The organism is Nioella sp. MMSF_3534, assembly GCF_030732985.1.
Lineage (GTDB): Bacteria > Pseudomonadota > Alphaproteobacteria > Rhodobacterales > Rhodobacteraceae > Nioella.
Genome location: NZ_JASHJX010000024.1, coordinates 1 through 20,122, shown reverse-complemented (window position 1 = coordinate 20,122; position 20,122 = coordinate 1). Strand labels below are relative to the sequence as shown.

29 protein-coding genes are annotated in these 20,122 nt (G+C 64.7%); 10 read left to right on the top strand and 19 right to left on the bottom strand.

The window, feature by feature from the left end:
• Positions 1–105: 105 nt before the first annotated feature.
• Positions 106–369: a hypothetical protein gene (locus RBB16_RS11490; protein WP_071689016.1), complete on the bottom strand. Its 264-nt coding sequence runs from the start codon at positions 367–369 to the stop codon at positions 106–108.
• A gap of 210 nt (positions 370–579) precedes the next feature.
• Here RBB16_RS11490 and RBB16_RS11485 point away from each other — a divergent pair, with 210 nt between their 5' ends.
• Complete coding sequence (locus tag RBB16_RS11485) at positions 580–897, top strand: META domain-containing protein (RefSeq protein WP_306046306.1); 318 nt, start codon at positions 580–582, stop codon at positions 895–897.
• Between the two features lie 58 nt (positions 898–955).
• Positions 956–1,978, top strand: a complete 1,023-nt coding sequence (locus RBB16_RS11480; RefSeq protein ID WP_306046305.1) for an NAD-dependent epimerase/dehydratase family protein — start codon at positions 956–958, stop codon at positions 1,976–1,978.
• On the opposite strand, the gene recO is transcribed toward RBB16_RS11480, so the two are convergent.
• Both recO and RBB16_RS11470 read right to left on the bottom strand, forming a co-directional pair.
• Entirely contained in the window at positions 1,963–2,694 is a 732-nt protein-coding gene (gene recO, locus RBB16_RS11475; RefSeq protein ID WP_306046304.1) for a DNA repair protein RecO, read from the bottom strand. The genes RBB16_RS11480 and recO overlap by 16 nt on opposite strands.
• A 160-nt stretch (positions 2,695–2,854) precedes the next feature.
• The gene (locus RBB16_RS11470) at positions 2,855–3,181 is read right to left on the bottom strand and encodes a DUF1491 family protein (protein WP_306046303.1); all 327 of its coding nucleotides are present in this window, start codon (positions 3,179–3,181) and stop codon (positions 2,855–2,857) included.
• 81 nt (positions 3,182–3,262) lie between these two features.
• On the opposite strand from RBB16_RS11470, the gene RBB16_RS11465 reads away from it, so the two are divergent.
• A complete protein-coding gene (locus tag RBB16_RS11465) occupies positions 3,263–3,439 on the top strand; it encodes a hypothetical protein (protein ID WP_306046302.1) in 177 nt (58 codons plus the stop codon).
• Between the two features lie 6 nt (positions 3,440–3,445).
• Here the strand turns inward: RBB16_RS11465 and era are convergent, their stop codons facing one another.
• The 12 genes from era to folK form a co-directional block, all read right to left on the bottom strand.
• Positions 3,446–4,351, bottom strand: a complete 906-nt coding sequence (era, locus tag RBB16_RS11460) for a GTPase Era (protein WP_306046301.1) — start codon at positions 4,349–4,351, stop codon at positions 3,446–3,448.
• Between the two features lie 175 nt (positions 4,352–4,526).
• The gene (gene rnc, locus RBB16_RS11455; RefSeq protein WP_306046300.1) at positions 4,527–5,210 is read right to left on the bottom strand and encodes a ribonuclease III; all 684 of its coding nucleotides are present in this window, start codon (positions 5,208–5,210) and stop codon (positions 4,527–4,529) included.
• The gene (gene lepB / locus RBB16_RS11450; RefSeq protein ID WP_306046299.1) at positions 5,207–6,028 is read right to left on the bottom strand and encodes a signal peptidase I; all 822 of its coding nucleotides are present in this window, start codon (positions 6,026–6,028) and stop codon (positions 5,207–5,209) included. Before lepB ends, rnc begins: the two co-directional genes overlap by 4 nt.
• A gap of 62 nt (positions 6,029–6,090) precedes the next feature.
• Positions 6,091–6,540, bottom strand: coding sequence for a holo-ACP synthase (gene acpS, locus RBB16_RS11445; protein WP_306046298.1), 450 nt, complete (start codon positions 6,538–6,540; stop codon positions 6,091–6,093).
• A 1-nt stretch (position 6,541) separates the two neighbouring features.
• The gene (locus RBB16_RS11440) at positions 6,542–6,850 is read right to left on the bottom strand and encodes a Dabb family protein (protein ID WP_306046297.1); all 309 of its coding nucleotides are present in this window, start codon (positions 6,848–6,850) and stop codon (positions 6,542–6,544) included.
• A complete protein-coding gene (locus tag RBB16_RS11435) occupies positions 6,847–7,464 on the bottom strand; it encodes a LysE family translocator (RefSeq protein ID WP_306046296.1) in 618 nt (205 codons plus the stop codon). Before RBB16_RS11435 ends, RBB16_RS11440 begins: the two co-directional genes overlap by 4 nt.
• Positions 7,461–7,937, bottom strand: coding sequence for a hypothetical protein (locus RBB16_RS11430; RefSeq protein WP_306046295.1), 477 nt, complete (start codon positions 7,935–7,937; stop codon positions 7,461–7,463). Before RBB16_RS11430 ends, RBB16_RS11435 begins: the two co-directional genes overlap by 4 nt.
• Positions 7,934–8,677 (bottom strand): pyridoxine 5'-phosphate synthase, encoded by a 744-nt coding sequence (locus RBB16_RS11425; RefSeq protein WP_306046294.1) that lies wholly within the window; start codon positions 8,675–8,677, stop codon positions 7,934–7,936. Before RBB16_RS11425 ends, RBB16_RS11430 begins: the two co-directional genes overlap by 4 nt.
• A gap of 33 nt (positions 8,678–8,710) precedes the next feature.
• A complete protein-coding gene (locus tag RBB16_RS11420) occupies positions 8,711–9,313 on the bottom strand; it encodes a DUF2062 domain-containing protein (protein ID WP_371931240.1) in 603 nt (200 codons plus the stop codon).
• A gap of 64 nt (positions 9,314–9,377) precedes the next feature.
• On the bottom strand, positions 9,378–11,498 hold the full coding sequence (locus RBB16_RS11415) for a bifunctional (p)ppGpp synthetase/guanosine-3',5'-bis(diphosphate) 3'-pyrophosphohydrolase (protein WP_306046292.1): 2,121 nt from the start codon (positions 11,496–11,498) through the stop codon (positions 9,378–9,380).
• Between the two features lie 25 nt (positions 11,499–11,523).
• Positions 11,524–11,877: a DNA-directed RNA polymerase subunit omega gene (rpoZ, locus tag RBB16_RS11410; protein ID WP_071689033.1), complete on the bottom strand. Its 354-nt coding sequence runs from the start codon at positions 11,875–11,877 to the stop codon at positions 11,524–11,526.
• Between the two features lie 46 nt (positions 11,878–11,923).
• The gene (gene folK, locus RBB16_RS11405; protein ID WP_371931239.1) at positions 11,924–12,562 is read right to left on the bottom strand and encodes a 2-amino-4-hydroxy-6-hydroxymethyldihydropteridine diphosphokinase; all 639 of its coding nucleotides are present in this window, start codon (positions 12,560–12,562) and stop codon (positions 11,924–11,926) included.
• Positions 12,563–12,657: 95 nt separating this feature from the next.
• On the opposite strand from folK, the gene RBB16_RS11400 reads away from it, so the two are divergent.
• Positions 12,658–13,233, top strand: coding sequence for an NYN domain-containing protein (locus tag RBB16_RS11400; protein ID WP_071689035.1), 576 nt, complete (start codon positions 12,658–12,660; stop codon positions 13,231–13,233).
• Positions 13,234–13,292: 59 nt separating this feature from the next.
• Here RBB16_RS11400 and RBB16_RS11395 read toward each other — a convergent pair whose 3' ends face one another.
• The 3 genes from RBB16_RS11395 to RBB16_RS11385 form a co-directional block, all read right to left on the bottom strand.
• Positions 13,293–13,931, bottom strand: a complete 639-nt coding sequence (locus tag RBB16_RS11395) for a class I SAM-dependent methyltransferase (RefSeq protein WP_306046291.1) — start codon at positions 13,929–13,931, stop codon at positions 13,293–13,295.
• Positions 13,932–14,009: 78 nt separating this feature from the next.
• Complete coding sequence (locus RBB16_RS11390) at positions 14,010–14,477, bottom strand: cytochrome c (RefSeq protein ID WP_306046290.1); 468 nt, start codon at positions 14,475–14,477, stop codon at positions 14,010–14,012.
• A gap of 101 nt (positions 14,478–14,578) precedes the next feature.
• Positions 14,579–14,941 carry a hypothetical protein gene (locus RBB16_RS11385; RefSeq protein WP_306046289.1) on the bottom strand — a complete coding sequence of 121 codons (363 nt, stop codon included), beginning with the start codon at positions 14,939–14,941 and terminating at the stop codon, positions 14,579–14,581.
• A gap of 87 nt (positions 14,942–15,028) precedes the next feature.
• Here RBB16_RS11385 and RBB16_RS11380 point away from each other — a divergent pair, with 87 nt between their 5' ends.
• The gene (locus RBB16_RS11380; protein WP_306046288.1) at positions 15,029–15,619 is read left to right on the top strand and encodes a TetR/AcrR family transcriptional regulator; all 591 of its coding nucleotides are present in this window, start codon (positions 15,029–15,031) and stop codon (positions 15,617–15,619) included.
• Positions 15,620–15,630: 11 nt separating this feature from the next.
• Here the strand turns inward: RBB16_RS11380 and RBB16_RS11375 are convergent, their stop codons facing one another.
• Positions 15,631–16,170 carry a peroxiredoxin-like family protein gene (locus RBB16_RS11375; protein WP_306046287.1) on the bottom strand — a complete coding sequence of 180 codons (540 nt, stop codon included), beginning with the start codon at positions 16,168–16,170 and terminating at the stop codon, positions 15,631–15,633.
• Between the two features lie 143 nt (positions 16,171–16,313).
• Here RBB16_RS11375 and ispH point away from each other — a divergent pair, with 143 nt between their 5' ends.
• From ispH to RBB16_RS11350, 5 genes are read left to right on the top strand one after another with little or no spacing between them, the layout of a single operon-like run.
• Positions 16,314–17,264, top strand: a complete 951-nt coding sequence (gene ispH / locus RBB16_RS11370) for a 4-hydroxy-3-methylbut-2-enyl diphosphate reductase (RefSeq protein ID WP_306046286.1) — start codon at positions 16,314–16,316, stop codon at positions 17,262–17,264.
• 3 nt (positions 17,265–17,267) lie between these two features.
• On the top strand, positions 17,268–17,729 hold the full coding sequence (locus RBB16_RS11365; RefSeq protein WP_306046285.1) for a pyridoxamine 5'-phosphate oxidase family protein: 462 nt from the start codon (positions 17,268–17,270) through the stop codon (positions 17,727–17,729).
• Between the two features lie 52 nt (positions 17,730–17,781).
• Positions 17,782–18,903 (top strand): NAD(P)/FAD-dependent oxidoreductase, encoded by a 1,122-nt coding sequence (locus RBB16_RS11360; RefSeq protein ID WP_306046284.1) that lies wholly within the window; start codon positions 17,782–17,784, stop codon positions 18,901–18,903.
• Entirely contained in the window at positions 18,900–19,514 is a 615-nt protein-coding gene (locus tag RBB16_RS11355) for a LysE family translocator (RefSeq protein ID WP_306046283.1), read from the top strand. The genes RBB16_RS11360 and RBB16_RS11355 overlap by 4 nt, the downstream gene beginning before the upstream one ends.
• 1 nt (position 19,515) lies before the next feature.
• Positions 19,516–20,106 carry a class I SAM-dependent methyltransferase gene (locus RBB16_RS11350; protein WP_306046282.1) on the top strand — a complete coding sequence of 197 codons (591 nt, stop codon included), beginning with the start codon at positions 19,516–19,518 and terminating at the stop codon, positions 20,104–20,106.
• The last annotated feature ends 16 nt before the right edge of the window (positions 20,107–20,122 follow it).

Sequence of the window (20,122 nt, the reverse complement as noted above, 5' to 3'; positions counted from 1 at the left end):
TGGCGCAGGCCTTGACCCAAGTCAACCGCGACACCGAGGCCGAAACGCAACCCGGCGCAGTCCCTTTAGCAGGGGCTGCGCCGGATTCTGTTTTCAGTCTGCCGGTCAGCAGGGGCGCACGTCCACCCGGCCATCGGCCCGTTTGTAGGCGCATTGGCCGGTCTGGTTGTTGCGGGCAACTTCCGCGCCAATGGCAGCACCTGCCAGAGAAAGACCGACGGTCCAGCCGGTATTCGCGTCCAGCAGTTCCGCCATGGCGAAACCACCAAGCGCGCCAAGCGCCGCGCCGCCGTAAATCTGTTCTTCGGGGGTGCAGGCAGCACCAGCCAGCAGCGCAACAACCGCGGTAATGGTCAAATACTTCCGCATGAGAAATCTCCTTCCCAGGTTAGGCATTGCCTATCGAATGCCCAACAAAGACTATCAGGCTCACGAAATCCTGTCTTGATCTGGCGCAAACCCCTGTCAATCTGGCGAGGACCTGCCGAAAGCCCCGATCGCATGAACCCCGTCCTGCGCAAACCCTTGCCGCTGCTTTTCTTTTTACTGACCCTTGCGGGTTGCCTGAGGGATGAGAGCGTGACCGGCTACGCAGCCGGGATCTGGGAACTGGAGACGGACGAGGCGGTGCGGATCACGCTCGACCTGACGGCGCGCGGTCGGATCTCGGGCCATGGACCGTGCAACCGCTATTCGGCCCCGCAGACAGCCCCCTACCCCTGGTTCGAACCCGGCCCGTTGGCCAGCACCCGCGCCATTTGCCCCGACCTGGCAGCCGAGCAGAGGTTCCTTGCGGCGCTGTCTGGCATGACCCTGGCAGAAGTGTCGGGCCCCGTTCTGATCCTGTCCAACGACTCAGACGACACGCTGGAATTTCGCTTGATCTCACCGGATTGAAGACACGGCCTTGACCTGGACCGCTCCGAAGCCGGGGCCAAATCGAAAAGGAATCCACATGCCTACAGTTCTGGTCACCGGCGCATCGGGCTATATTGCCAAGCACATCGTCCTGCGCCTGTTGCGCGCCGGGTATCATGTGCGCGGCTCCGTCCGGGATGCCGCCAAGGCGCAGGCCCTGCGCGACGCGCTTGCCGCCCATCTGCCCGATGGTCAGGCCGATACCCATCTTTCCACCGTCACGCTCGACCTTTTACACGACGATGGCTGGACCGAGGCGGCCACCGGGACCGACGCCGTCCTGCACACGGCCTCGCCCTTTCCCATGGTCCAGCCCAAAGACCCGCAAGAGCTGATCGCCCCGGCGGTCGAAGGCGCGCGGCGGGCGATCCGTGCCGCGCGCGATGCAGGTGTGACGCGGGTGATCCTGACCTCCTCGGTCGCGGCGGTGTCGGGCTGCGACCTGCCGCCGGACCGCGCCACCTATGACGAGCGCGACTGGTCCGATCCCACCTATCCGGGCATCACGCCCTATTCCGTTTCCAAGACGCTCGCCGAAAAAGCCGCGTGGGACATGGTGGCCTCTGACGCGCCCGGAATCGGGCTGACCACCATCAATCCGGGCTTCGTGGTCGGCGCACCGCTTGACGGCCATTACGGAACCTCGCTGGCCGTGATCGAGCGCCTCCTGGCGGCGCGGGATCCGATGCTGCCGTATTTCGGCTTCACCACGGTCGATGTGGGCGACATCGCCGAAATGCATCTGCGCGCCTTGCAGCGCGACGAAACCATCGGGCAGCGGCTGATCGGGGTTGCCGATTTCCTCTGGTTCACGGAAATGGCCGAGCATCTGGCCCGCGCGTTCCCGGACCGAAAGATCGTGACCCGCCGCGCTCCGAATGTCGTCGTCCGTGTCCTCGGACTGTTCGACCCGGCGATCCGGTCGATCGTGCCTGCACTCGGGGTCCGCACCGATGTCGATGCCAGCCGCGCGCGGGACATGTTGGACATGACTTTCCGCGATCCCCGCGACAGCCTGTCTGACACCGCCCAATGGCTTTTGGATCAGGGCCGCGTCTGACCCCGCGCCAGCCGGTCCACAAACCGTTGCCGCGCGGCAGGCAGCGGCTTTTCGCCAAGCGCCCTGGCCAGATGCCCGGACAGGAAATGCCCGGTGACGGACAGACCACTCAGGACATCCTCCGCCCCCGCATCCGAACGCCCCAACAGGCTGGCGGGCAAGGGCAACAGCCGGTCGGCCCAATCCCCCGCCCCCGTCCGGGTCACGGCCCGGCCGGTGCGCGGCGAGATATAGGCGAGATCGTCATTCTTTCCGGTGACCGCGCAAGCGCTGAGGTCGAGCCCAAACCCCATCTCATCGAGCAGTGCCAGTTCCCACCTGAGATAGGCATAGCCCCATTGCGCGGCACCAAGCGCGTCCAGCAGGGCGATGGACCTGGCGTATAGCTCCGGGTGCGGTTCCCGCTCCGGCAGGCAGAAGGTCAGCAGGCTGCAAACGGCGGTCAGCCCCGCCAAGGCCAGCGGGTCGCCCATGACCTCGGCCGCCCGCCCTTGCAAGGGTTCGACCGTATAGGCCCCCAGATGATCTTCCAGCCGCGCCCGCCAGGCCACGTCCAATTGCGCGCCGGGTTGCAGAACGGGCGCCATCCGACGCCCTGCGCCCCCGCGCACAACGCCCGCATGCCGCCCACGGGACGGGGTGAAAACCTCGATGATCGCGGCGCTCTCGCCATGCTTGCGCACCGCCAGAAGAACGCCCTCGTCGCGCCAATCCATGGGGCCGATCCTATCGGGCTGGCGGATTTGTCCAAGCGCTAAATACGGCAGACCTGAGCCCGCCACCTGTCCATGGCAATGCGGGTCGACGAGGCCTCCGGCGCAAGCCGGGGGTTGAGGAGGCGCGCTCCCGGGTCGACGCCGGAGGCGGCGAAACCGCTTAGGTCAGGCCCGGCTCGTCCAGCAGATGCCGCCCGGCCCGGTCCTCCAGCTCGATCACCCACAGATCCGGGTCCATATCCCGTTGCCGCCGGATCGAGCCATCCACATCGGCCTCGCCGCCCTCGGTCAGAACGATCCAGGCCCGCTCGCCGGTCATCAGGTCGAAACTGCGCTGGAAAAGCCGCGCCTTCCCGTCCAGAGTCGCCAGTTTCACCAGCACCGCGCCGCCGGTATCGTCCCCATGGGCCACCACATAGGCGGGAATATCGGCAAGCCGCAGCCGCGCCAGATAGGCTTTGACCCAGAATTCCGTTGTCAATCGCATCTTTCTGCGCCTCGCTTTGAACCGAACCGGGCGCCGCGCCGACCCATGCTCATGTAACTGTTACAGGGAAGGTCCAGTCCAATGAATTTCACTTTGTCCAAGCGCTCCTGGGGATTGCTGGCCGCAATGTTCCTGCTCAATCTCGCTGTCATGTCCGGTACGGTCACGGGCATCATTCCCGATCTTCTGCGCATGCTGGCTGCCGTCGGGGCCCTTGTCTCCATCGGTGTGGACTGGCGGCAATCGCGGCTTGGCTAGGCCCGGTCAGTTCCCGTCGCGGAAATCGAGCCCCATCTCCGAGTAGCGCTCGGCCTCGTCCAGCCAGCCGGGGCGCACCTTGACCTGCAGGAACAGGTGCACCTTGCGGCCCAGGAACTCCTCCAGTTCCGCCCGTGCGGCCTGGCTGACGGCCTTGATCGTCTCGCCCTTCTTGCCAAGAAGGATGCCCTTGTGCCCGTCGCGGGCGACATAGATCACCTGGTCGATCCGGGCCGAGCCATCCTTGCGCTCTTCCCAGTTTTCCGTCTCGACGGTCAGCTGATAGGGCAGTTCCTGGTGCAGCCTCAGCGTCAGTTTCTCGCGCGTCATTTCCGCCGCGATCATCCGCATCGGCAAGTCTGCGATCTGATCCTCGGGGTAGAGCCAGGGGCCTTCGGGCAGGTTCTGGGCCAGCCACATGCGCAGGTCGTCCACCCCATGCCCCTTCTCGGCAGAGATCAGGAAGGTCTTCTCGAACGGGAAAGCCTCGTTCATCTTCTGCGTCAGGGCCAGAAGGTCCTCGGCCTTGACCCGGTCGATCTTGTTGATGGCCAGCGCCACGCGCCGCCCCTCGGCCCGCTCTGACAATCCGTCCAGAATGGCCTGCGCGCCATGAGTCAGCCCGCGATGCGCCTCGATCAACAGCACCACCAGGTCGGCATCCGCCGCCCCGGTCCAGGCCGCCGCGACCATCGCGCGATCCAGCCTGCGGCGCGGACGGAACAGGCCGGGCGTGTCCACAAACACGATCTGGCTGTCACCTTCCAAAGCCACGCCCCGAATGCGCGCCCGCGTCGTCTGCACCTTATGCGTCACGATCGAGACCTTGGCCCCGACCATCCGGTTCAAAAGAGTGGACTTGCCCGCATTGGGTTCCCCGATCAGGGCGACAAAGCCCGCGCGTGTGGTCATGATCTCTCGCATCCTTCAACAGTCATGGCCGCGTTTAGCGGGTTTCCCCCCGCCTGACCAGTTCTCTGACGGCCAATGGGCGGAGCGGCGGAAGGCTCTTGCAAGAGCCTTTTTCGCGGCCCGTCAGGGCCGCGCGGGTCGACGTGCCGAAGGCACGGCGAAATCCCTGACCGCATCACTGGTTGGCAAGCCGCGCCAGCATCGCCCGGGCCGCCGCCTGTTCGGCCTGGCGCTTGGACCCGGCCTCGGCCCGAGCCGTTTCGCCCTGCTCCATCCGCACCTCGACGACGAAAACCGGCGCGTGGTCGGGCCCCGACCGGGCAATCTCCACATAGGTCGGCGGAACCATGCGCCGGGCTTGCGCCCATTCCTGCAGACTGGTCTTGGGGTCGCGGGAATCGGCCTCGACCGTCGCCACGCGATCCCCCCAAAGCCGCAGGATCATGTCCCGCGCCACCTCGTAGCCCGCATCGCGATAGACGGCGGCAATCACCGCCTCCATCGCGTCGCCAAGCAGCGCGTTCTTGCGCCGCCCGCCTGTCTTCATCTCGGACTTGCCCAGTTTCAGCACCGCGCCAAGGTCGATCTCGCGCGCCACGTCGGCGCAGGTTTCCTTGCGCACCAGCGCGTTGAACCGTGGGGCCAGCTGACCTTCGGGCGCGTGTTTGTCCTGGTCCAGCACCGCCTCGGCCAACACCAGCCCAAGCACCCGGTCGCCCAGGAACTCCAGCCGCTGGTTGTCGGGCCGCGTGGGCGAGGACAGCGAGGAATGGGTGAGCGCCCGGATCAAGAGATCAGGGCGCTCGAACTCATGACCAAGCCGGTCGCAAAAGGCTATGAGATCCTTGGCCAGCTTCACTCGATCGCCCGGAAGAAACGGTCGGACCGCCAGGTCCAGAAATAGACCATCCGTTCGCCCGCAGACGAGAACATGATCCGGTCGGCGCGGCCGATAATGTTTTCATAGGGCACCATGCCGACACCGCCGATGGATTGCGGGAAGCGGCTGTCCTGGCTGTTGTCGCGGTTGTCGCCCATCACGAAGTAATGGCCCTCGGGCACGGTGAAGACAGGGGTGTTGTCGCCGAAGCTGCCATCCTCGATGTTCAGCACCGAATGGCTGACGCCGCCCGGCAGGGTCTCGGTAAAGCGTTCCTTCTCGCAATCGCCGCCAAGCCCCACGGGCGCGTTGGCACAGCGCGGGCGGTGTTGGACCGGGCCTTGCGGCTCGAACGTCTCGATGAACGGATCCTGCGGTTCCAGCGCGGCGGCGACCCAATCGGCATTGGTGCCGGTTTCCGCATCGTATTCGCTGATATAGAGCACCCCGTCGCGCATCTGGATGCGGTCGCCGGGCAGGCCCACGACGCGCTTGATGAAGTCGGTGCCATTGACCGGATGGCGGAACACCACCACGTCGCCACGCTCAGGCTCCGACCCGAAGATACGGCCCGAGAAGGGACACATCGCAAAGGGGCAGGAATAGCGCGAATAGCCATAGGCCATCTTGTTGACGAACAGGAAATCGCCGATCAGCAGCGTGTCCTTCATCGACCCCGAGGGGATCCAGAAGGGTTGGAAGAACAGGGTGCGGAAGACCCCTGCGATCAGAAGGGCATAGATGACCGTTTTCACGGTTTCCCAGATGCCGTCCTTCTTCGTGGCTGCTGCTGCCATGGGTCCTGCCTTTTTCTACGCGACTTTACGGGGTTTTGACATGAGGGCTTGGCGGGAAAGAGTCAAGCAAGCGACCGTCCCGGCGGCGTTGGCGGCGCCGGTTGCCAGGCCATGCCCTCGGGATAGGCATAAATCACCACGAAGGCCTGCGCCCAGGGCATGTCGTCGGTCAGGCTGACATGGATGGCGGCCTCCATCCCCTCGGGTGTCATGGCGTCCAGCCGTTCGCGCGCCCATCCCGTGACATGCATGATCGGCTGGCCGGTGCGCAGGTTCGTGACCGCCATATCCTTCCACGCGATCCCCATGCGCAGACCGGTCCCGAGCGCCTTGGAACAAGCCTCTTTCGCGGCCCATCTCTTGGCATAGGTGGCGGCGGGGGTCTGCGTGCGTTCGGCGCGGCGCTGTTCCGTTTCGGTGAACACGCGATTGCGGAACCGGTCGCCATGGCGATCCAGCACGCCCTGAATGCGCTCGATATTGGCCAGGTCGGTGCCGACGCCAAGGATCATCTCAGTCCCTCTCGATATCGTAAACGGTAATGCGGTCCGCCCCGCCGCACAGCGCCACAAGGCGTGCGCCAAGCACCTGATGACGGGGGTCGGCAGCGTAGCGGGCCAATGCGTCCCGATCCTCGAACCGTGCAATGAAGCCATAGGGATAGCCCGGCGACTTGCCTTCCATGTCGATATTCACGCCGTGACTCAGGCCGAGAAATCCGGGGATCTCCGCCGTCAGGCGTTCAAGCCCCTCCATCACATCCCGACACTCGCTCAGATCGGAGGCATCCCTCAGCCCCAACATGACCACATGCTCGATCATGCCAGCCGCGCCGTCAGGATCTTGATTGCCGCTGCCCCGAACAGCGCCGCGAAGGCCAGTTCGAACCAGCGGCGGGCAGCGGTGTAGGCCCGCACGACCCCACGCCCCGAGAACAGCACACCATAGCCCAGGAAGATCACCGCAGAGACCGTGGACAAGGCCGCGAAGGTGCCCAGAAGCGTGACAAGCGGCGCGCCGGGCGGCACAACCACGGCATAGACCGCGCCCCAGGCCAGGATCGCCTTTGGGTTGGTCAGATGCACAAGGAAACCGCGCCGGAAATGGCCCGTTGCCCCGGCGTCCCTCAATGACAGCCCCTTACCCCGCGTCAGAGCCGACCGCAGGGATTTCGCAGCTAGAAACAGCAGGTAGCCCGCCCCGATATAGCGCAAGACCTCGGCCATCCAGGCATTGGCGAGCATCAGCGCCCCCATCCCGGCCATGGCCGCCAGACCCCATAGCGCAGACCCGGTCCAGACACCCGCCCCGGTCAACACGCCCGCGCGGCGCCCCTGCCCCATGGCTGTGCCCGCAATGGTCAGCGTGGCGGGTCCGGGACTGCCGCCCGCCAGCCCCCAAGCCAGCAGAAGCGCTGCGAATTCATAGCCGGTCATTTGCTGCCCGTCGGTGCAGGGGCCGGTGCGTTGCCGCTCAGCACCGGGGTGACGGTGCCCGTGGCCTGATTGACGGTGATGGTCAAAATCTGGTCCCAACTGGCCACGCCGCTGACGGTTTCAATGGGGATCGTCACGCTCAGGCCAATTGCCGCGTCATAGCTGGCTTCAACCTCGGCCATGTTCAGCCAGCCGAAGCCGATATTGTTCTCGCTCGAAATCAGCGCGCAGTGCTGCCAGGGGTCTTCCGGGTGCGGATAGGTCACCATGACATGGAAGCTCCCGCCCGCCGGTTCGCCGACATCCAGAGCAATCACCCGGATCGCGCCATTGGCAAATTCGCGGATCGTTTCCTCGTAGGGGCCATAGGTGTTGCGGGCATTGGCCTCGAACGTATCGCAATCGCGCATGGTCTGCGCGGCGAGCGGTGTGGCGACAAGAATGGCGGCTGTGGTCAGGCAGGCAAGCCTCATGCGCGGGCCTCCTCGATCAGGCGCTGCATTTCATGGATCGCGGGGGTGAGACCGCGGAAGATGGCCTCGCCGATCAGGAAATGGCCGATATTGAGCTCCATCACCTCGGGGAAGGCCGCGACCGGCTGCACGGTGTCATAGGTCAGCCCGTGGCCCGCATGCACCTCCAGCCCGAGGGAATTGGCGAAGGCGGACATCTCGCGCAACGCCTCCAGCTCCCGGTCGCGGTCGTCAAAACGGCCCTCGGCATGGGCGTCGCAATAGGCGCCCGTGTGCAGTTCGATCACCTCGGCCCCGATCCGGTGCGCGGCCTCGATCTGGCGCATATCGGCGGCGATGAAGATCGACACCCGGCAGCCTGCCTCACGCAAGGGCGCGATGTAATGGGCCAGCCGGTTTTCCTCGCGCGCCACTTCCAGCCCGCCCTCGGTCGTCCTCTCCTCGCGCTTTTCGGGCACGATGCAAACCGCATGGGGTTTGTGGCGCAGCGCGATCTTCTGCATCTCGTCCGTCGCCGCCATCTCGAAATTCAGGGGCACGGTCAGCGCCGCCATCAGCCGCTCGATATCGTCATCCGAGATATGCCGCCGATCCTCGCGCAGATGCGCGGTGATCCCGTCGGCCCCGGCCTGTTCCGCCAACAGGGCAGCGCGCACCGGGTCCGGCACATCGCCGCCGCGTGCGTTCCGAACAGTTGCCACATGGTCGATATTCACCCCGAGCCGGGGACGGCTGGTCATGGTCATTCTCCTACAAGACGCGCCCCGAAGGGCTCAGTCGGCCCGGTTCTCGGCCTGCCTGCGCATCTTGTTCATCTTCGAGCGCAGCTTGGCAAGGCGTCGCTGCTGATATGCGCGGATCACGGGGACCGAAAGGTAATAGCAGACCGTGCCGCAGATCAGCCCGGGAATGATGCCACCGACCATGAACGGAAAGAACAGATCATTGTAGAAGGACAGCAACTCGTCCCAATGGGCACGCTCGGGCGTGAACATGGCCAGGAAGTTGTGCTTCAGATCGCGCCAGGCCCCTGCGAAGGCATGGCCGATATTGCCGCCGATTCCCCCCGCCTCGGTGCCAAGCAGGAAATGCCCGGTATGGATCGAGATCAGCGCAATCGGCAGATAGGTCAGCGGATTGCCGATGAAGGTCGCCAGCAGCGCGGCCAGGATGTTTCCGCGCATGAGCCGGGCAATCAGGGCCGCAATGATGAAATGCAGGCCGAAGAACGGGGTGAATACCGTGAACGCCCCGGCAAACACGCCGCGCGCGATGGTCTCGGGGGTGCCGGGCAGGCGATGAAGGCGATACTTGATATACTGGATGGCCCGGCCCCACCCGCCCCGCGGGTAGAACCAGTGCGCGACCACTGTCATCCAGTGGCGGGAATCTCTGCGCTTGAACACCATGGGGTGTTCGCCCTCCAAAGCTCTTCCCGCGTCAGGGCCGCCGGTCCAGGTTCCGGAAGCGCTCCAACGTGGCAACATCACTGTCGGCCTCAACGGCCATCATCACGGCGTGCAAATGCTCGGCGTCTCTTACTTCTATATCGATAAGGAGGCGGAAAAAGTCCGGTTTCCTGTCAATGAAGTGCAAGTCCGAGATATTGGCGTTCTGTTCGCCGATCAATGTGCAGATTCGCCCCAGGACACCCTGATCGTTGCTGATCGTGACATTGATGGTGACGTTGTGAACGGCAGCGTGGCGGCCTTCGGTCCAGTGCACATCCATCCAGTTGTCGGCCATGGCATCGAGATCGGCCAAGGCCGGGCAGTCAATCGCATGCAGAATCGGCCCGCGCCCCTTGTAGGGCACCCCCACGATCCGTTCCCCCGGCACCGGCTGGCAGCACTGGGCCCGGTTCATCTCGGCCCCGCTTGGCAGGCCGATCACCGGGCGACCAACGGTTTCTTGCGACTCCGGCTTGCCTACGAGTTCGGGGTAGAGCTTGGCCACCACCTCGCGCGCCGACAGTTCCGCGGCCCCGATTCGGGCCAGAACCTCGTCGGCACTGGCGATGTGCATGGTCTTCGCAGCGGTTTCGAGCGCCTTGTCCGTGGCCTTCTTGCCCACATGCTCGAACGCCACGCGCGCCAGTTCCTGCCCAAGCCGAATATAGCGACCCCGGTCCTCCTCGCGCAGCAGCCGCCGGATCGCGGCCTTGGCGCGGCCCGTGGTCACGATGTCGATCCATGTGGCCTGCGGGCTCTGGCCCTCGGCGGTCATGATCTCGACGGACTGGCCGTTCTTCAACCGGGTCCACAGCGGCACGCGGATGCCATCGACCTTGGCCCCCACACAGCTATGCCCGATCCGCGTGTGGATCGCATAGGCGAAATCCAGCGGCGTCGCGCCCTTGGGCAGCTTGACCACATCGCCCTTGGGCGTGAAGCAGAAGACCTGGTCGGAATACATCTCCAGCTTCACATGTTCGAGGAACTCATCGTGATCCTCGGCCATCTCGAAGCGTTCGGTCAGCCCGGCCAGCCATTTCGCGGGATCGACGGCAAAGGGGTTCTCGGCCCGCACCCCATCCTTGTAAGACCAATGCGCCGCAACCCCCGCCTCGGCCACCTCGTGCATCTGGCGGGTGCGGATCTGCACCTCGACCCGCTTGCCGTCGCGGCCTGACACGGTGGTGTGGATCGAGCGATAGCCGTTCGATTTGGGTTGGCTGATATAGTCCTTGAACCGCCCCGGCACCGATTTCCAGCGCTGATGAATAGCCCCGAGCACACGGTAGCAATCGTCCTCGCTATTGGTGATCACGCGAAACCCGTAGATGTCCGACAAGCGCGAGAAGGCCAGATCCTTCTCCTGCATCTTGCGCCAGATCGAGAAGGGCTTCTTCGCGCGGCCGAGTACGTCACCGGTGACACCGTGCTTCTCCATCTCCAGCTCGATATCGTCGGTAATCTTGGGGATGACGTTGCCCGATTCCTTCTGCAACGTCACGAAGCGGCGCATGATCGACTTGCGCGCATCCGGGTTCAGAACGGCGAAGGACAGGTCCTCCAGCTCGTCCCGCATCCACTGCATCCCCATGCGGCCCGCAAGCGGCGCATAGATATCCATCGTCTCGCGCGCCTTCTGGGCCTGCTTTTCCGGGCGCATATGCTTGATGGTGCGCATATTGTGCAGCCGGTCGGCCAGCTTCACCAGGATCACCCGCAGATCCTTGGACATCGCCATGAACAGCTTGCGGAAGTTCTCGGCCTGCTTGGTCTCGCGGCTGGAAAGCTCCAGATTGGTCAGCTTGGTGACACCATCGACCAGTTCCGCCACATCCGCGCCGAACCGACCGGCGATCTCGGTATAGGTGCCCTTGGTGTCCTCGATCGTGTCGTGCAGCAGAGCGGTGGCGATGGTGGCGTCGTCCAGCCGCTGCTCGGTCAGGATCGCGGCCACCTCGACCGGGTGCGTGAAATAGGGCTCACCCGACCGGCGATACTGCCCCTCATGCATGTCCTTGGCATAGGCATAGGCCCCGCGCAGTAGGGCCTCGTTGCATTTCGGGTTGTAATTGCGGACCAGGCTCAGAAGGTCTTCGACGTCGATCATGCCTGTCCTGTTCCGATCAGAAGCCTCAGCGCTGGCCCTGCGCTTCCATCAGCTGCCGCAGCATCTGCTCTTCCGACATGTCGTCGGCGGCGGGGCGGTCGGCTTCGACGCCCTGCAGCAGGGCCATCGCGTCCTCTTCCGGCTCATCGACCTCGATCTGGGTCTGGTTCGACTCGATCAGGCGTTCGCGCAGGTCATCGGCGAGCTGGGTTTCCTCGGCGATCTCGCGCAGGGACACGACCGGGTTCTTGTCGTTGTCACGATCCACGGTGATCGGGCTGCCAGCCGAGATCTCACGCGCCCGGTGGGCGGCGAGCATCACCAGTTCGAACCGGTTCGGAACCTTGTCAACGCAGTCTTCAACCGTCACGCGGGCCATATCATTCTCCGGAATGTGTTGCAGGAGGGGGGCGCAAGGTCCCTACTTATCCACCGCTCCCCGGAAAGACAAGGCCCGAATCCCCTTCAATCGGGCGGATTTCGGCCAGGTCTTCCGCCGGTAGCGCCGCCAGCATCTGTGTCACGGTCCGCCCTGTCAGCGGATGCCGCCAGTCGGGGGCAATATCTGCCATGGGCACCAGCACGAACCCCCGTTCCTGCAATCGCGGATGGGGCAGAATCAACTGGTCAGGCGCGCGGGTCGCGGCCTGTTCAAGCGGCAGAGTGCGCCAATCGGTCTGGGTTGCCGCATCGGGGCGGACGCAATCACCGAACGCCACAAGATCGAGATCCAACACCCGCGCTTCCCAACGGTGGGTACGGGTGCGGCCTGCCTCTGCCTCGACCCGGTGCAGTAGCGCCAGCAGCGCTTCGGGCGTCCCCGACCAGTCGATTGAGAACGCCGCATTCACGAAATCCGGCCCTGATCCGGCGGGGAAAGCCGGGGTTCGGTAGAATCGTGACACCAGCGGATTCCCACCCGCCAGCCGCACAACATCAGAAATCGCTTTGGAAACTATACCTTCGGATATATTGTCCATATCCGATAGGTTAGACCCCGCCGCAATTACGGCGTTTGTGAAAGAAATGTTACGGTCTGGTCGTTGCAAAGCGCGCCCGATCACTTATTCTCGATGTTCATTGTTGATCGTGATTCAGGCCATTTCATTTCACATACACCGGTCGCGGTCGACGATTATCACTCACGGGACCAGAAATCATGTTTTATCGGGACGAACGGTTGGCGCTCTTCATAGACGGCTCCAACCTGTACGCAGCAGCAAAGGCGCTCGCCTTTGACATTGACTACAAACTTCTCAGGCAGGAGTTCATGCAGCGGGGCAAGCTGCTCCGGGCCTTCTACTACACCGCGCTTCTGGAGAATGACGACTATTCTCCGATCCGGCCGCTGGTGGACTGGCTGCATTACAACGGCTTCACCATGGTGACCAAGCCCGCGAAGGAATTCGTGGACAGTCAGGGCCGCCGCAAGGTCAAGGGCAACATGGATATCGAACTGACGGTCGATGCCATGGAGATTGCCCCCCATGTCGATCACATCGTGCTGTTCTCCGGCGATGGCGACTTCCGCCCGCTGGTAGAGGCGTTGCAGCGCAAGGGCGTTCGGGTGTCGGTCGTGTCCACGATTCGCAGCCAGCCACCGATGATCGCGGATGACCTGCGCCGCCAGGCGGACAATTTCATCGAGCTGGATGAGCTCAAAGAGGTTGTCGGCCGCCCCCCGCGCGAACCGCGGATAAACGAGCGGTCCGACTACGAGACCGCCGACAACTGATCGGACAGAGACCCCGGCCATCGCGCCGGGGTTTTTCTTTGTCGGGGTTTGGCACTCGGTCAGCCCGTGCCGGCCCGCTTCTGAAAGACGGTGTATTGAAACCGCTGCTCCGCCCCGCCGGGGGTGGTGTGAGCGAAGCGGCCGGTCTCCCTCACCGTGAACAGTCCGGGCAACAGCCGCTCGATCTCCGCCACCAGGTCCTCGGGCGCATAGCGCTGCACCGGCAGGCCCGAGCATTTTTCCGGCCCGTCATCGGCAAAACTCATGATTATCGCGGTTCCCCCCGGCACCAAGGCGGAATTCAGCGCCCGCGCATAGGCGGCCCGGTCCCCGGCATCGGTCAAGAAATGGAACACCGCCCGGTCATGCCACAGGTCATAGCGCCGGGCGGGCTGCCAGCGCGTGACATCGGCCACCTGCCAGTCCACCGCCGCGGCCCGGTCGCCAAGCCGCGCGCGGGACATGGCCAGCGCCTCGGCAGAGAGGTCCAGCACCGTGATATCCTTGTAGCCCGCCTCAAGCAGCGCATCAGGTATGCGGGAGGCTCCGCCGCCCATGTCGATCACCGACGCCTCCGGTCCTGCTGCCTGCCCGATCAGCCTGAGCGACAGGGCGGGCGCGGCCTCGAACCAGCTCAGGCTTTGCGGCTCCGCCCCCGCATAGCGGTTGTCCCAATGGGTGGTTCTGTCATCGGTCATCCGGCGCGCACTCCTCTTCTGGTAAGGCAAGAATAGCACGGGCATACGCACCCGTTCTGTGACCCTGTCACAAAGACCCTACCCCCCCGCTTGCGCATTGATCCCGTCATGGATCTCGATCACCCGTTCGGGCCAGGTGCTTTTGATATAGGCCAGCACGTCGAGGATCTCCTGCTCGCTCAGCACCTCGCCGAACCCCATCATGTTGCTGCGGTAATCACCGCCGATCAGCGCCTCGGTGCCGTGGGTGGTGATGGCGATCAGAACCTCGTCAGGGTGATGCCAGGTGTGGCCGGTTTCGTCATGGGGCGGGGCGGGCAGATAACCATCCGCATCCCGCACCCGCCAATCCACACCCTCTTGCCCCGACAGGTCAGCTCCGTGGCAGCTCGCACAGGTTTCGGCGTAGATCGCTTCACCGCGCGCCACAGCGTCCGGGTGATCATAGGGCAACAGGCCGGGGCCGTCGTCATGGCTGGCCCACACCGCAGCCCCGGCCATGGTGGCAAGGCCTGCGGCAACAGCAAGAAGGGTGGCAGGTTTCAAGGGGTTGGTCCTTTTTCATCGGTTCTGTGAAACCTCTTTCGCGGCTTCCCCCGCTGGAAGGTCAAGTCACCGGATCGTGAGCGGACCCCCCCCTCGATGCGCTAGCCCCTGCGGGCGGCGATCATGCGCATCACAAGTGCACCGATGGCCACCCAAGCGGTCACGACCGCTGGCCAGATCAGCGGAAAGGCCGGGTCGATCACCTTGTGCGGCCCGAAAGAGACCAGCGACAGCAGGATCGCCAGCACGGTCAGACCCCGCCCGGCCCGGCTTTCCACGGCACCGGACATCATCGCCGCCGCAAGGGCCGAGACGGTCGCAGCAAAGAACGGGGCCAGCCCGAACAGCGGGATCTGCGCCGGCGGATGCGGGGCAACGCCGGCCAGAAGCGTGGCCAGCATGAACAGGTGAAGAATGATCAGAACGGCCAGCGCCGCCTGAGAGGAACGGGAAGATTGGGTCATGATGCCTCCTTGGCGTATTTTAAATTACGGTTATTGACGTAATCCGTAATTAGAATTACGGTAGCCGTCAACAGCAAAGGACAGGAAATGCGGGAAGACGCACGGGAAGCTCGGGCCAAACAGATCGAAGACGCTGCCTATCGCGTGCTGGACGCCAAGGGATTCGAAGGGTTGTCGATGCTGGCCGTGGCGAAAGAGGCCAAGGCCTCGAACGAAACGCTCTATCGCTGGTATGGCGACAAGACCGGGCTGTTTGCCGCGCTGATCACCCGCAATACGGAGATTGTCCGAACCGTGATGGAAGACACCCGGTCCGATGATCCGATCCTTGAGCTTTCCAGCCTCGGCCCGGCGCTTCTGACGATGCTGACCAGCCCGCGCGCCGTCGCACTGAACCGGGCGGCTGCGGCTGACAAGACCGGAACGCTTGGCCAGACGCTCGGCAAGGTCGGACGAGAGCGGGTCTTTCCCTGGATCATCGGCGTCATGGACCGCGCCTGCGCCGCCGGGCAACTGGCGGGCAGCCCCGGCGATATCGCCGAAACCTACCTGTCGCTTCTGGTGGGTGACTGGCAGGTACGCCGGGTCACCGGGGCCATGCCGCCCCCATCAGCGGGCCAGATCGACGCACGCGCCAGGGTCGCCCTGACACGGCTGACAACGCTGTTCCGGGGGTAGGCCGGATGCGTTCACAGATCCCCGGTATATTCCCCCCGCGCCGGATAATTGTTGGCGATGGCGAAATCCACCGCGCCAAGCAGTTCCCGGAAATGCGGTCGGACAAAGGGCATGGTCTGCACCGACATGTAATACAGCGTCCGGTCCGGGTTGATCAGGAACAGGCCGGGCTCCGCGAACAGGGCCGGTTCCTCGATCCCGATAGAGGTCGTGCCGCGAGAGGTCGAGATGAACAGCCCCCAATCGTCGCGCGCCGTGGCAAGCGGCAGATCATAAGCATAGCTCAGCCCTTCGCCGCCCACTTTTTCCTGCATCGCGCGGGCGCGGTCTTCGCCGTCGGAACTGACGGCCACCGCGCCCACGCCGCGTTCGGCGAATTCCGGAAGCAATCGGGTCAGTTCGGTCAGGTAGGTCGCGCAGAGCGGGCAATGCAGACCTCGATAGAAACAGACAATGGTCCCGCGCGCATTCGACTCGGCAGACAGGGTAAACCCCGCGCCGTCGGTGGTGGGCAAGCTCAAATCCGGGGTCTTCTGGCGGGGCATCAGCATGGGGTTGGTCCTTTCCTCAGGTCACGCCTGACCATAACGGACGATCCCACCGCCGGGTGCAATCACCTGCCCGGTCACCTTTGCGTGGGCTGGACGCGCTCGGTCCATGGCCTTACCTGTTGGCCCAAGCGAAGGAGCCACCGATGACCAAACCGCCCCTCACCCTCTACCTCGCCGCCCCGCGCGGTTTCTGCGCCGGTGTCGACCGGGCGATCAAGATCGTGGAAATGGCGATCGAGAAATGGGGCGCGCCGGTCTATGTCCGGCATGAAATCGTGCATAACAAATTCGTCGTGGACGACCTGCGCGCGAAGGGCGCTATCTTCGTGGAGGAGTTGGAGGATTGCCCCGATGATCGCCCGGTGATCTTTTCCGCCCATGGCGTACCCAAATCCGTGCCCGCCGCCGCCGAAGCCCGCCAGATGGTCTATGTCGATGCCACCTGCCCGCTGGTCAGCAAGGTCCATATCGAGGCCGAACGCCACCACGCCAACGGGTTGCAGATGGTCATGATCGGCCATGCAGGCCACCCCGAAACCATCGGCACCATGGGCCAGCTGCCCGAGGGCGAGGTGCTGCTGGTGGAAACCGAGGCCGACGTGGCGGGCCTTGTCCCGCGCGATCCCGAACGACTCGCCTTCATCACCCAGACCACCCTGTCGGTCGATGATACGGCGGGCATCGTCGCCGCCCTTCAGGCGCGCTTCCCCTCCATCGTCGGCCCCCACAAGGAAGACATCTGCTACGCCACCACCAACCGGCAGGCAGCGGTCAAGGCCATCGCGCCCAAGGCCGATGCGATCCTTGTCGTCGGGGCGCCCAATTCCTCCAACTCCCGCAGACTGGTCGAGGTCGGGGCGAAAGCGGGCTGCTCCTATTCCCAGCTTGTGCAACGGGCCGAAAACATCGACTGGCGCGCGTTGGAGGGCATCGGGTCCGTGGGCGTCACCGCCGGGGCCTCCGCGCCGGAGATTCTTGTAGAAGAAGTTATCGACGCCTTCCGCGCCCGCTATGACGTGACCGTCGAGGAGGTCGAGACCGCGACCGAGAACGTGGAATTCAAGGTCCCGCGCGTGTTGCGGCAACCGGCCTGACCGATGCCCACGCCCTTCGACCCAGAGGATATCCTGCACCTGCCGCTCATGGCCAATCTTGCCACGCTGGCAGAGGACGGCGCGCCAAGGAATGCTCCGGTCTGGTTTCACTGGGAAGATGGTGCGCTCCACATGCTGTCGGACGAAACCGCCAGCTCCGCGCGACGCATCGCCCGCGATCCGCGTGTCGCGGTCGAGATCGTGCATTATGACAACGCGGGCGGCATCCTGCGCCATCTGGGGTTACGGGGCCGCGCCACGATCGACCCGATGGACCCGGCGCTCTTCCGCCGTCTTCTGGCGCGCTATCTTGGCCCGGACGAGGCCGCGTGGAACCCGTGGTTCATCGACACCGTGGCGAAGATCGAGGACCCGTCGGGCCGCCTGATCCGCCTTGTTCCCGACAGCATCTTCACCAACGATGTCAGCTTCTTTCGCAGCGGGCCGGCCCTTGCAACGGCTTGACCCACCCCTCCAAGGCCCCCCACCATGGCCGACAGGACAGGGAGGGACAGTCATGAAGGCCGTCATCATCGGCGCAGGCCCCGCAGGGCTTGCCGCTGCCGCCTGCCTGAAGGCCGAAGGGATCACACCGGTGATCCTCGACCGCGCCGATACCATCGCCAGCAGCTGGCACAGCCACTATGACTGCCTGCATCTGCACACGGTGCGCGGGCGCTCCACCCTGCCCGGCCTCGACTATCCCAAGGGCGTCGGCAAATACCCGAGCCGCGCCGACGTCATCGCGTATCTGGAGGCTTATGCGGCCCATCACGGCCTGTCCCCGCGCCTCGGCTGCGCGGTTGAAAAGGTCGAGAAGACAGGCGAGGGCTGGCAAGTCACCCATTCGCACGGCACGGAAACGGCGGATATCGTCGTGATGGCCACGGGCGTCAACGGCACCCCGCGCCAGCCCGACTGGCCGGGCAGCTTCGACGGCCTGATCCTGCATTCAAGCCGCTACCGCAACCCCGCCACTTTCACAGGCCAGCGCGTTCTGGTCGTGGGCTTCGGCAATTCCGGCGGCGACATCGCGCTGGATCTGGCCCGCGCGGGCATCAACGTCACCCTGTCCGTGCGCGGGCCGGTCAATATCCTGCCCAAGCAGCTTTTCGGCATCCCCATCACGTCTTTCGGGCTGATGACCAAGGCGCTCGGCTACAAGCTGGCCGATGCCCTGACCGCGCCTGTCCTGCGCCTTGCGGTCGGGCGGCCCGAGGATTACGGCCTGCGCTCCATGGCCAAAGGTCCCGCCGCGCTGGTGCATGAAGATGACCGCATTCCGCTGATCGACACCGGCACGCTAAGCGCGATCAAGGCGGGCCGTATCGCGGTGACACCCGGTATCGAGCGGTTGGACGGGGCGGAGGTCCGGTTCGCAGACGGCACCGCCGCCCCCGTCGAGACGATCATCGCCGCCATCGGCTACACCGTCGATCTGCGCCCGCTTCTCGGCCCCGATTGCGCCGCGCTCGATGCCACGGGCCACCCCCTGGCCAGCGGCGCCCCTACCCCCGAACCGGGGCTCTATTTCTGCTCCTACAAAGTGTCACCCGACGGTCAGCTTTACGCCACATCGCGGGAAGCCATCGCCATCGCACAACATGCCAAGACCCTGACCCGAAAGGCCCTTTCATGATTTCCGCACAGTTCCTTCTGACCGCCCTCGTCGTCGTGCTCGCCCCCGGCACCGGCGTCGTCTACACACTGGCCCTCGGGCTGGGACAAGGCCGCCGCGCCGCCATTTGGGCGGCCCTTGGCTGCACCTTCGGGATCGTCCCCCATATCACGGCGGCGGCGCTCGGGCTGGCTGCGGTGATGCACAGCTCGGCTCTGATCTTCAACCTCGTGAAATGGGCGGGCGTCGCCTACCTGCTGTGGCTGGCCTATAGCGCGCTCCGCGAAGGCGGGGCGCTGAGGGTTGAGGCCACGCAGACGGTGGAGAACGGCCCGCGCATCGCCACGCGCGGCGCGCTGATCAACATACTCAACCCCAAGCTGTCGATCTTCTTCCTCGCCCTGCTGCCGCCCTTCCTGTCGGGCAATCCCGCCTCGGCCACCGCCGAAATGGCGCTGCTTGGCGGTATCTTCATGGCGATGACCTTCGTTGTCTTCGCGCTTTACGGAACCTTCGCCGCCTTCGCCCGCAAGGCCATTCTCGGCAGCGAGCGCGCCATGCGCTGGATGAGCCGCAGCTTCGCCGCCGTTTTCGCCGGGCTCGGCCTGCGGCTGGCACTGGAAAGGGCCTGACATGGCAGACCGGGAAACCCTCGACACCTACACGAAGAAAGCCGCCGACTACGCCGCGCTTGAGTTCAGCGAGGGCGAGAAGCAGGCGCTCGACGGCTTCCTGTCCATGCTGCCCAAGGGCGGCGCAATCCTCGATCTGGGCTGCGGGCCGGGGCTGCATGCCGCCCGGATGGCCGCTGAGGGGTTCACCGTCAGCGCCATCGACGCCACCCCCGCCTTTGTCGAGGCCGCACGGAAGAAGGGCGTTGCCGCAAGGCTCGGCAGTTTCGACGACCTGACCGAAACGGCGGCCTATGATGGTATCTGGGCCAGCTTCTCGCTGCTGCACGCCCCGAAAGCGGACTTCCCCCGCCACCTCGCCGCCATCCACCGGGCGCTGAGACCCGGCGGCACGCTCTATCTGGGCCTGAAACTGGGAACGGGCGAACACCGCGACAGCCTGGGCCGGTTCTACGCCTATTACGAGGAACCGGAACTGCGCGACCGGCTCGCACAGGCTGGATTTGCCGGTATCCGCGCTACATCCGGGGAAGGTGCGGGGCTGGCCGGCACGGTCGACCGCTTTATCCTGCTGACCGCGCACAGGGGCTGAGCCGCAGGGCTTGCCC

Excerpts from the sequence above, each read along its gene's own strand:
- RBB16_RS11490 (WP_071689016.1), bottom strand. The coding sequence starts at position 369 with ATGCGGAAGTATTTGACCATTACCGCGGTTGTTGCGCTGCTGGCTGGT.
- RBB16_RS11480 (WP_306046305.1), top strand. The coding sequence starts at position 956 with ATGCCTACAGTTCTGGTCACCGGCGCATCGGGCTATATTGCCAAGCAC.
- recO (WP_306046304.1), bottom strand. The coding sequence starts at position 2,694 with ATGGATTGGCGCGACGAGGGCGTTCTTCTGGCGGTGCGCAAGCATGGC.
- RBB16_RS11470 (WP_306046303.1), bottom strand. The coding sequence starts at position 3,181 with ATGCGATTGACAACGGAATTCTGGGTCAAAGCCTATCTGGCGCGGCTG.
- RBB16_RS11465 (WP_306046302.1), top strand. The coding sequence starts at position 3,263 with ATGAATTTCACTTTGTCCAAGCGCTCCTGGGGATTGCTGGCCGCAATG.
- era (WP_306046301.1), bottom strand. The coding sequence starts at position 4,351 with ATGACCACACGCGCGGGCTTTGTCGCCCTGATCGGGGAACCCAATGCG.
- lepB (WP_306046299.1), bottom strand. The coding sequence starts at position 6,028 with ATGGCAGCAGCAGCCACGAAGAAGGACGGCATCTGGGAAACCGTGAAA.
- acpS (WP_306046298.1), bottom strand. The coding sequence starts at position 6,540 with ATGATCCTTGGCGTCGGCACCGACCTGGCCAATATCGAGCGCATTCAG.
- RBB16_RS11440 (WP_306046297.1), bottom strand. The coding sequence starts at position 6,850 with ATGATCGAGCATGTGGTCATGTTGGGGCTGAGGGATGCCTCCGATCTG.
- RBB16_RS11435 (WP_306046296.1), bottom strand. The coding sequence starts at position 7,464 with ATGACCGGCTATGAATTCGCAGCGCTTCTGCTGGCTTGGGGGCTGGCG.
- RBB16_RS11430 (WP_306046295.1), bottom strand. The coding sequence starts at position 7,937 with ATGAGGCTTGCCTGCCTGACCACAGCCGCCATTCTTGTCGCCACACCG.
- RBB16_RS11425 (WP_306046294.1), bottom strand. The coding sequence starts at position 8,677 with ATGACCAGCCGTCCCCGGCTCGGGGTGAATATCGACCATGTGGCAACT.
- RBB16_RS11420 (WP_371931240.1), bottom strand. The coding sequence starts at position 9,313 with ATGACAGTGGTCGCGCACTGGTTCTACCCGCGGGGCGGGTGGGGCCGG.
- RBB16_RS11415 (WP_306046292.1), bottom strand. The coding sequence starts at position 11,498 with ATGATCGACGTCGAAGACCTTCTGAGCCTGGTCCGCAATTACAACCCG.
- rpoZ (WP_071689033.1), bottom strand. The coding sequence starts at position 11,877 with ATGGCCCGCGTGACGGTTGAAGACTGCGTTGACAAGGTTCCGAACCGG.
- RBB16_RS11400 (WP_071689035.1), top strand. The coding sequence starts at position 12,658 with ATGTTTTATCGGGACGAACGGTTGGCGCTCTTCATAGACGGCTCCAAC.
- RBB16_RS11395 (WP_306046291.1), bottom strand. The coding sequence starts at position 13,931 with ATGACCGATGACAGAACCACCCATTGGGACAACCGCTATGCGGGGGCG.
- RBB16_RS11385 (WP_306046289.1), bottom strand. The coding sequence starts at position 14,941 with ATGACCCAATCTTCCCGTTCCTCTCAGGCGGCGCTGGCCGTTCTGATC.
- RBB16_RS11380 (WP_306046288.1), top strand. The coding sequence starts at position 15,029 with ATGCGGGAAGACGCACGGGAAGCTCGGGCCAAACAGATCGAAGACGCT.
- RBB16_RS11375 (WP_306046287.1), bottom strand. The coding sequence starts at position 16,170 with ATGCTGATGCCCCGCCAGAAGACCCCGGATTTGAGCTTGCCCACCACC.
- ispH (WP_306046286.1), top strand. The coding sequence starts at position 16,314 with ATGACCAAACCGCCCCTCACCCTCTACCTCGCCGCCCCGCGCGGTTTC.
- RBB16_RS11365 (WP_306046285.1), top strand. The coding sequence starts at position 17,268 with ATGCCCACGCCCTTCGACCCAGAGGATATCCTGCACCTGCCGCTCATG.
- RBB16_RS11360 (WP_306046284.1), top strand. The coding sequence starts at position 17,782 with ATGAAGGCCGTCATCATCGGCGCAGGCCCCGCAGGGCTTGCCGCTGCC.
- RBB16_RS11355 (WP_306046283.1), top strand. The coding sequence starts at position 18,900 with ATGATTTCCGCACAGTTCCTTCTGACCGCCCTCGTCGTCGTGCTCGCC.
- RBB16_RS11350 (WP_306046282.1), top strand. The coding sequence starts at position 19,516 with ATGGCAGACCGGGAAACCCTCGACACCTACACGAAGAAAGCCGCCGAC.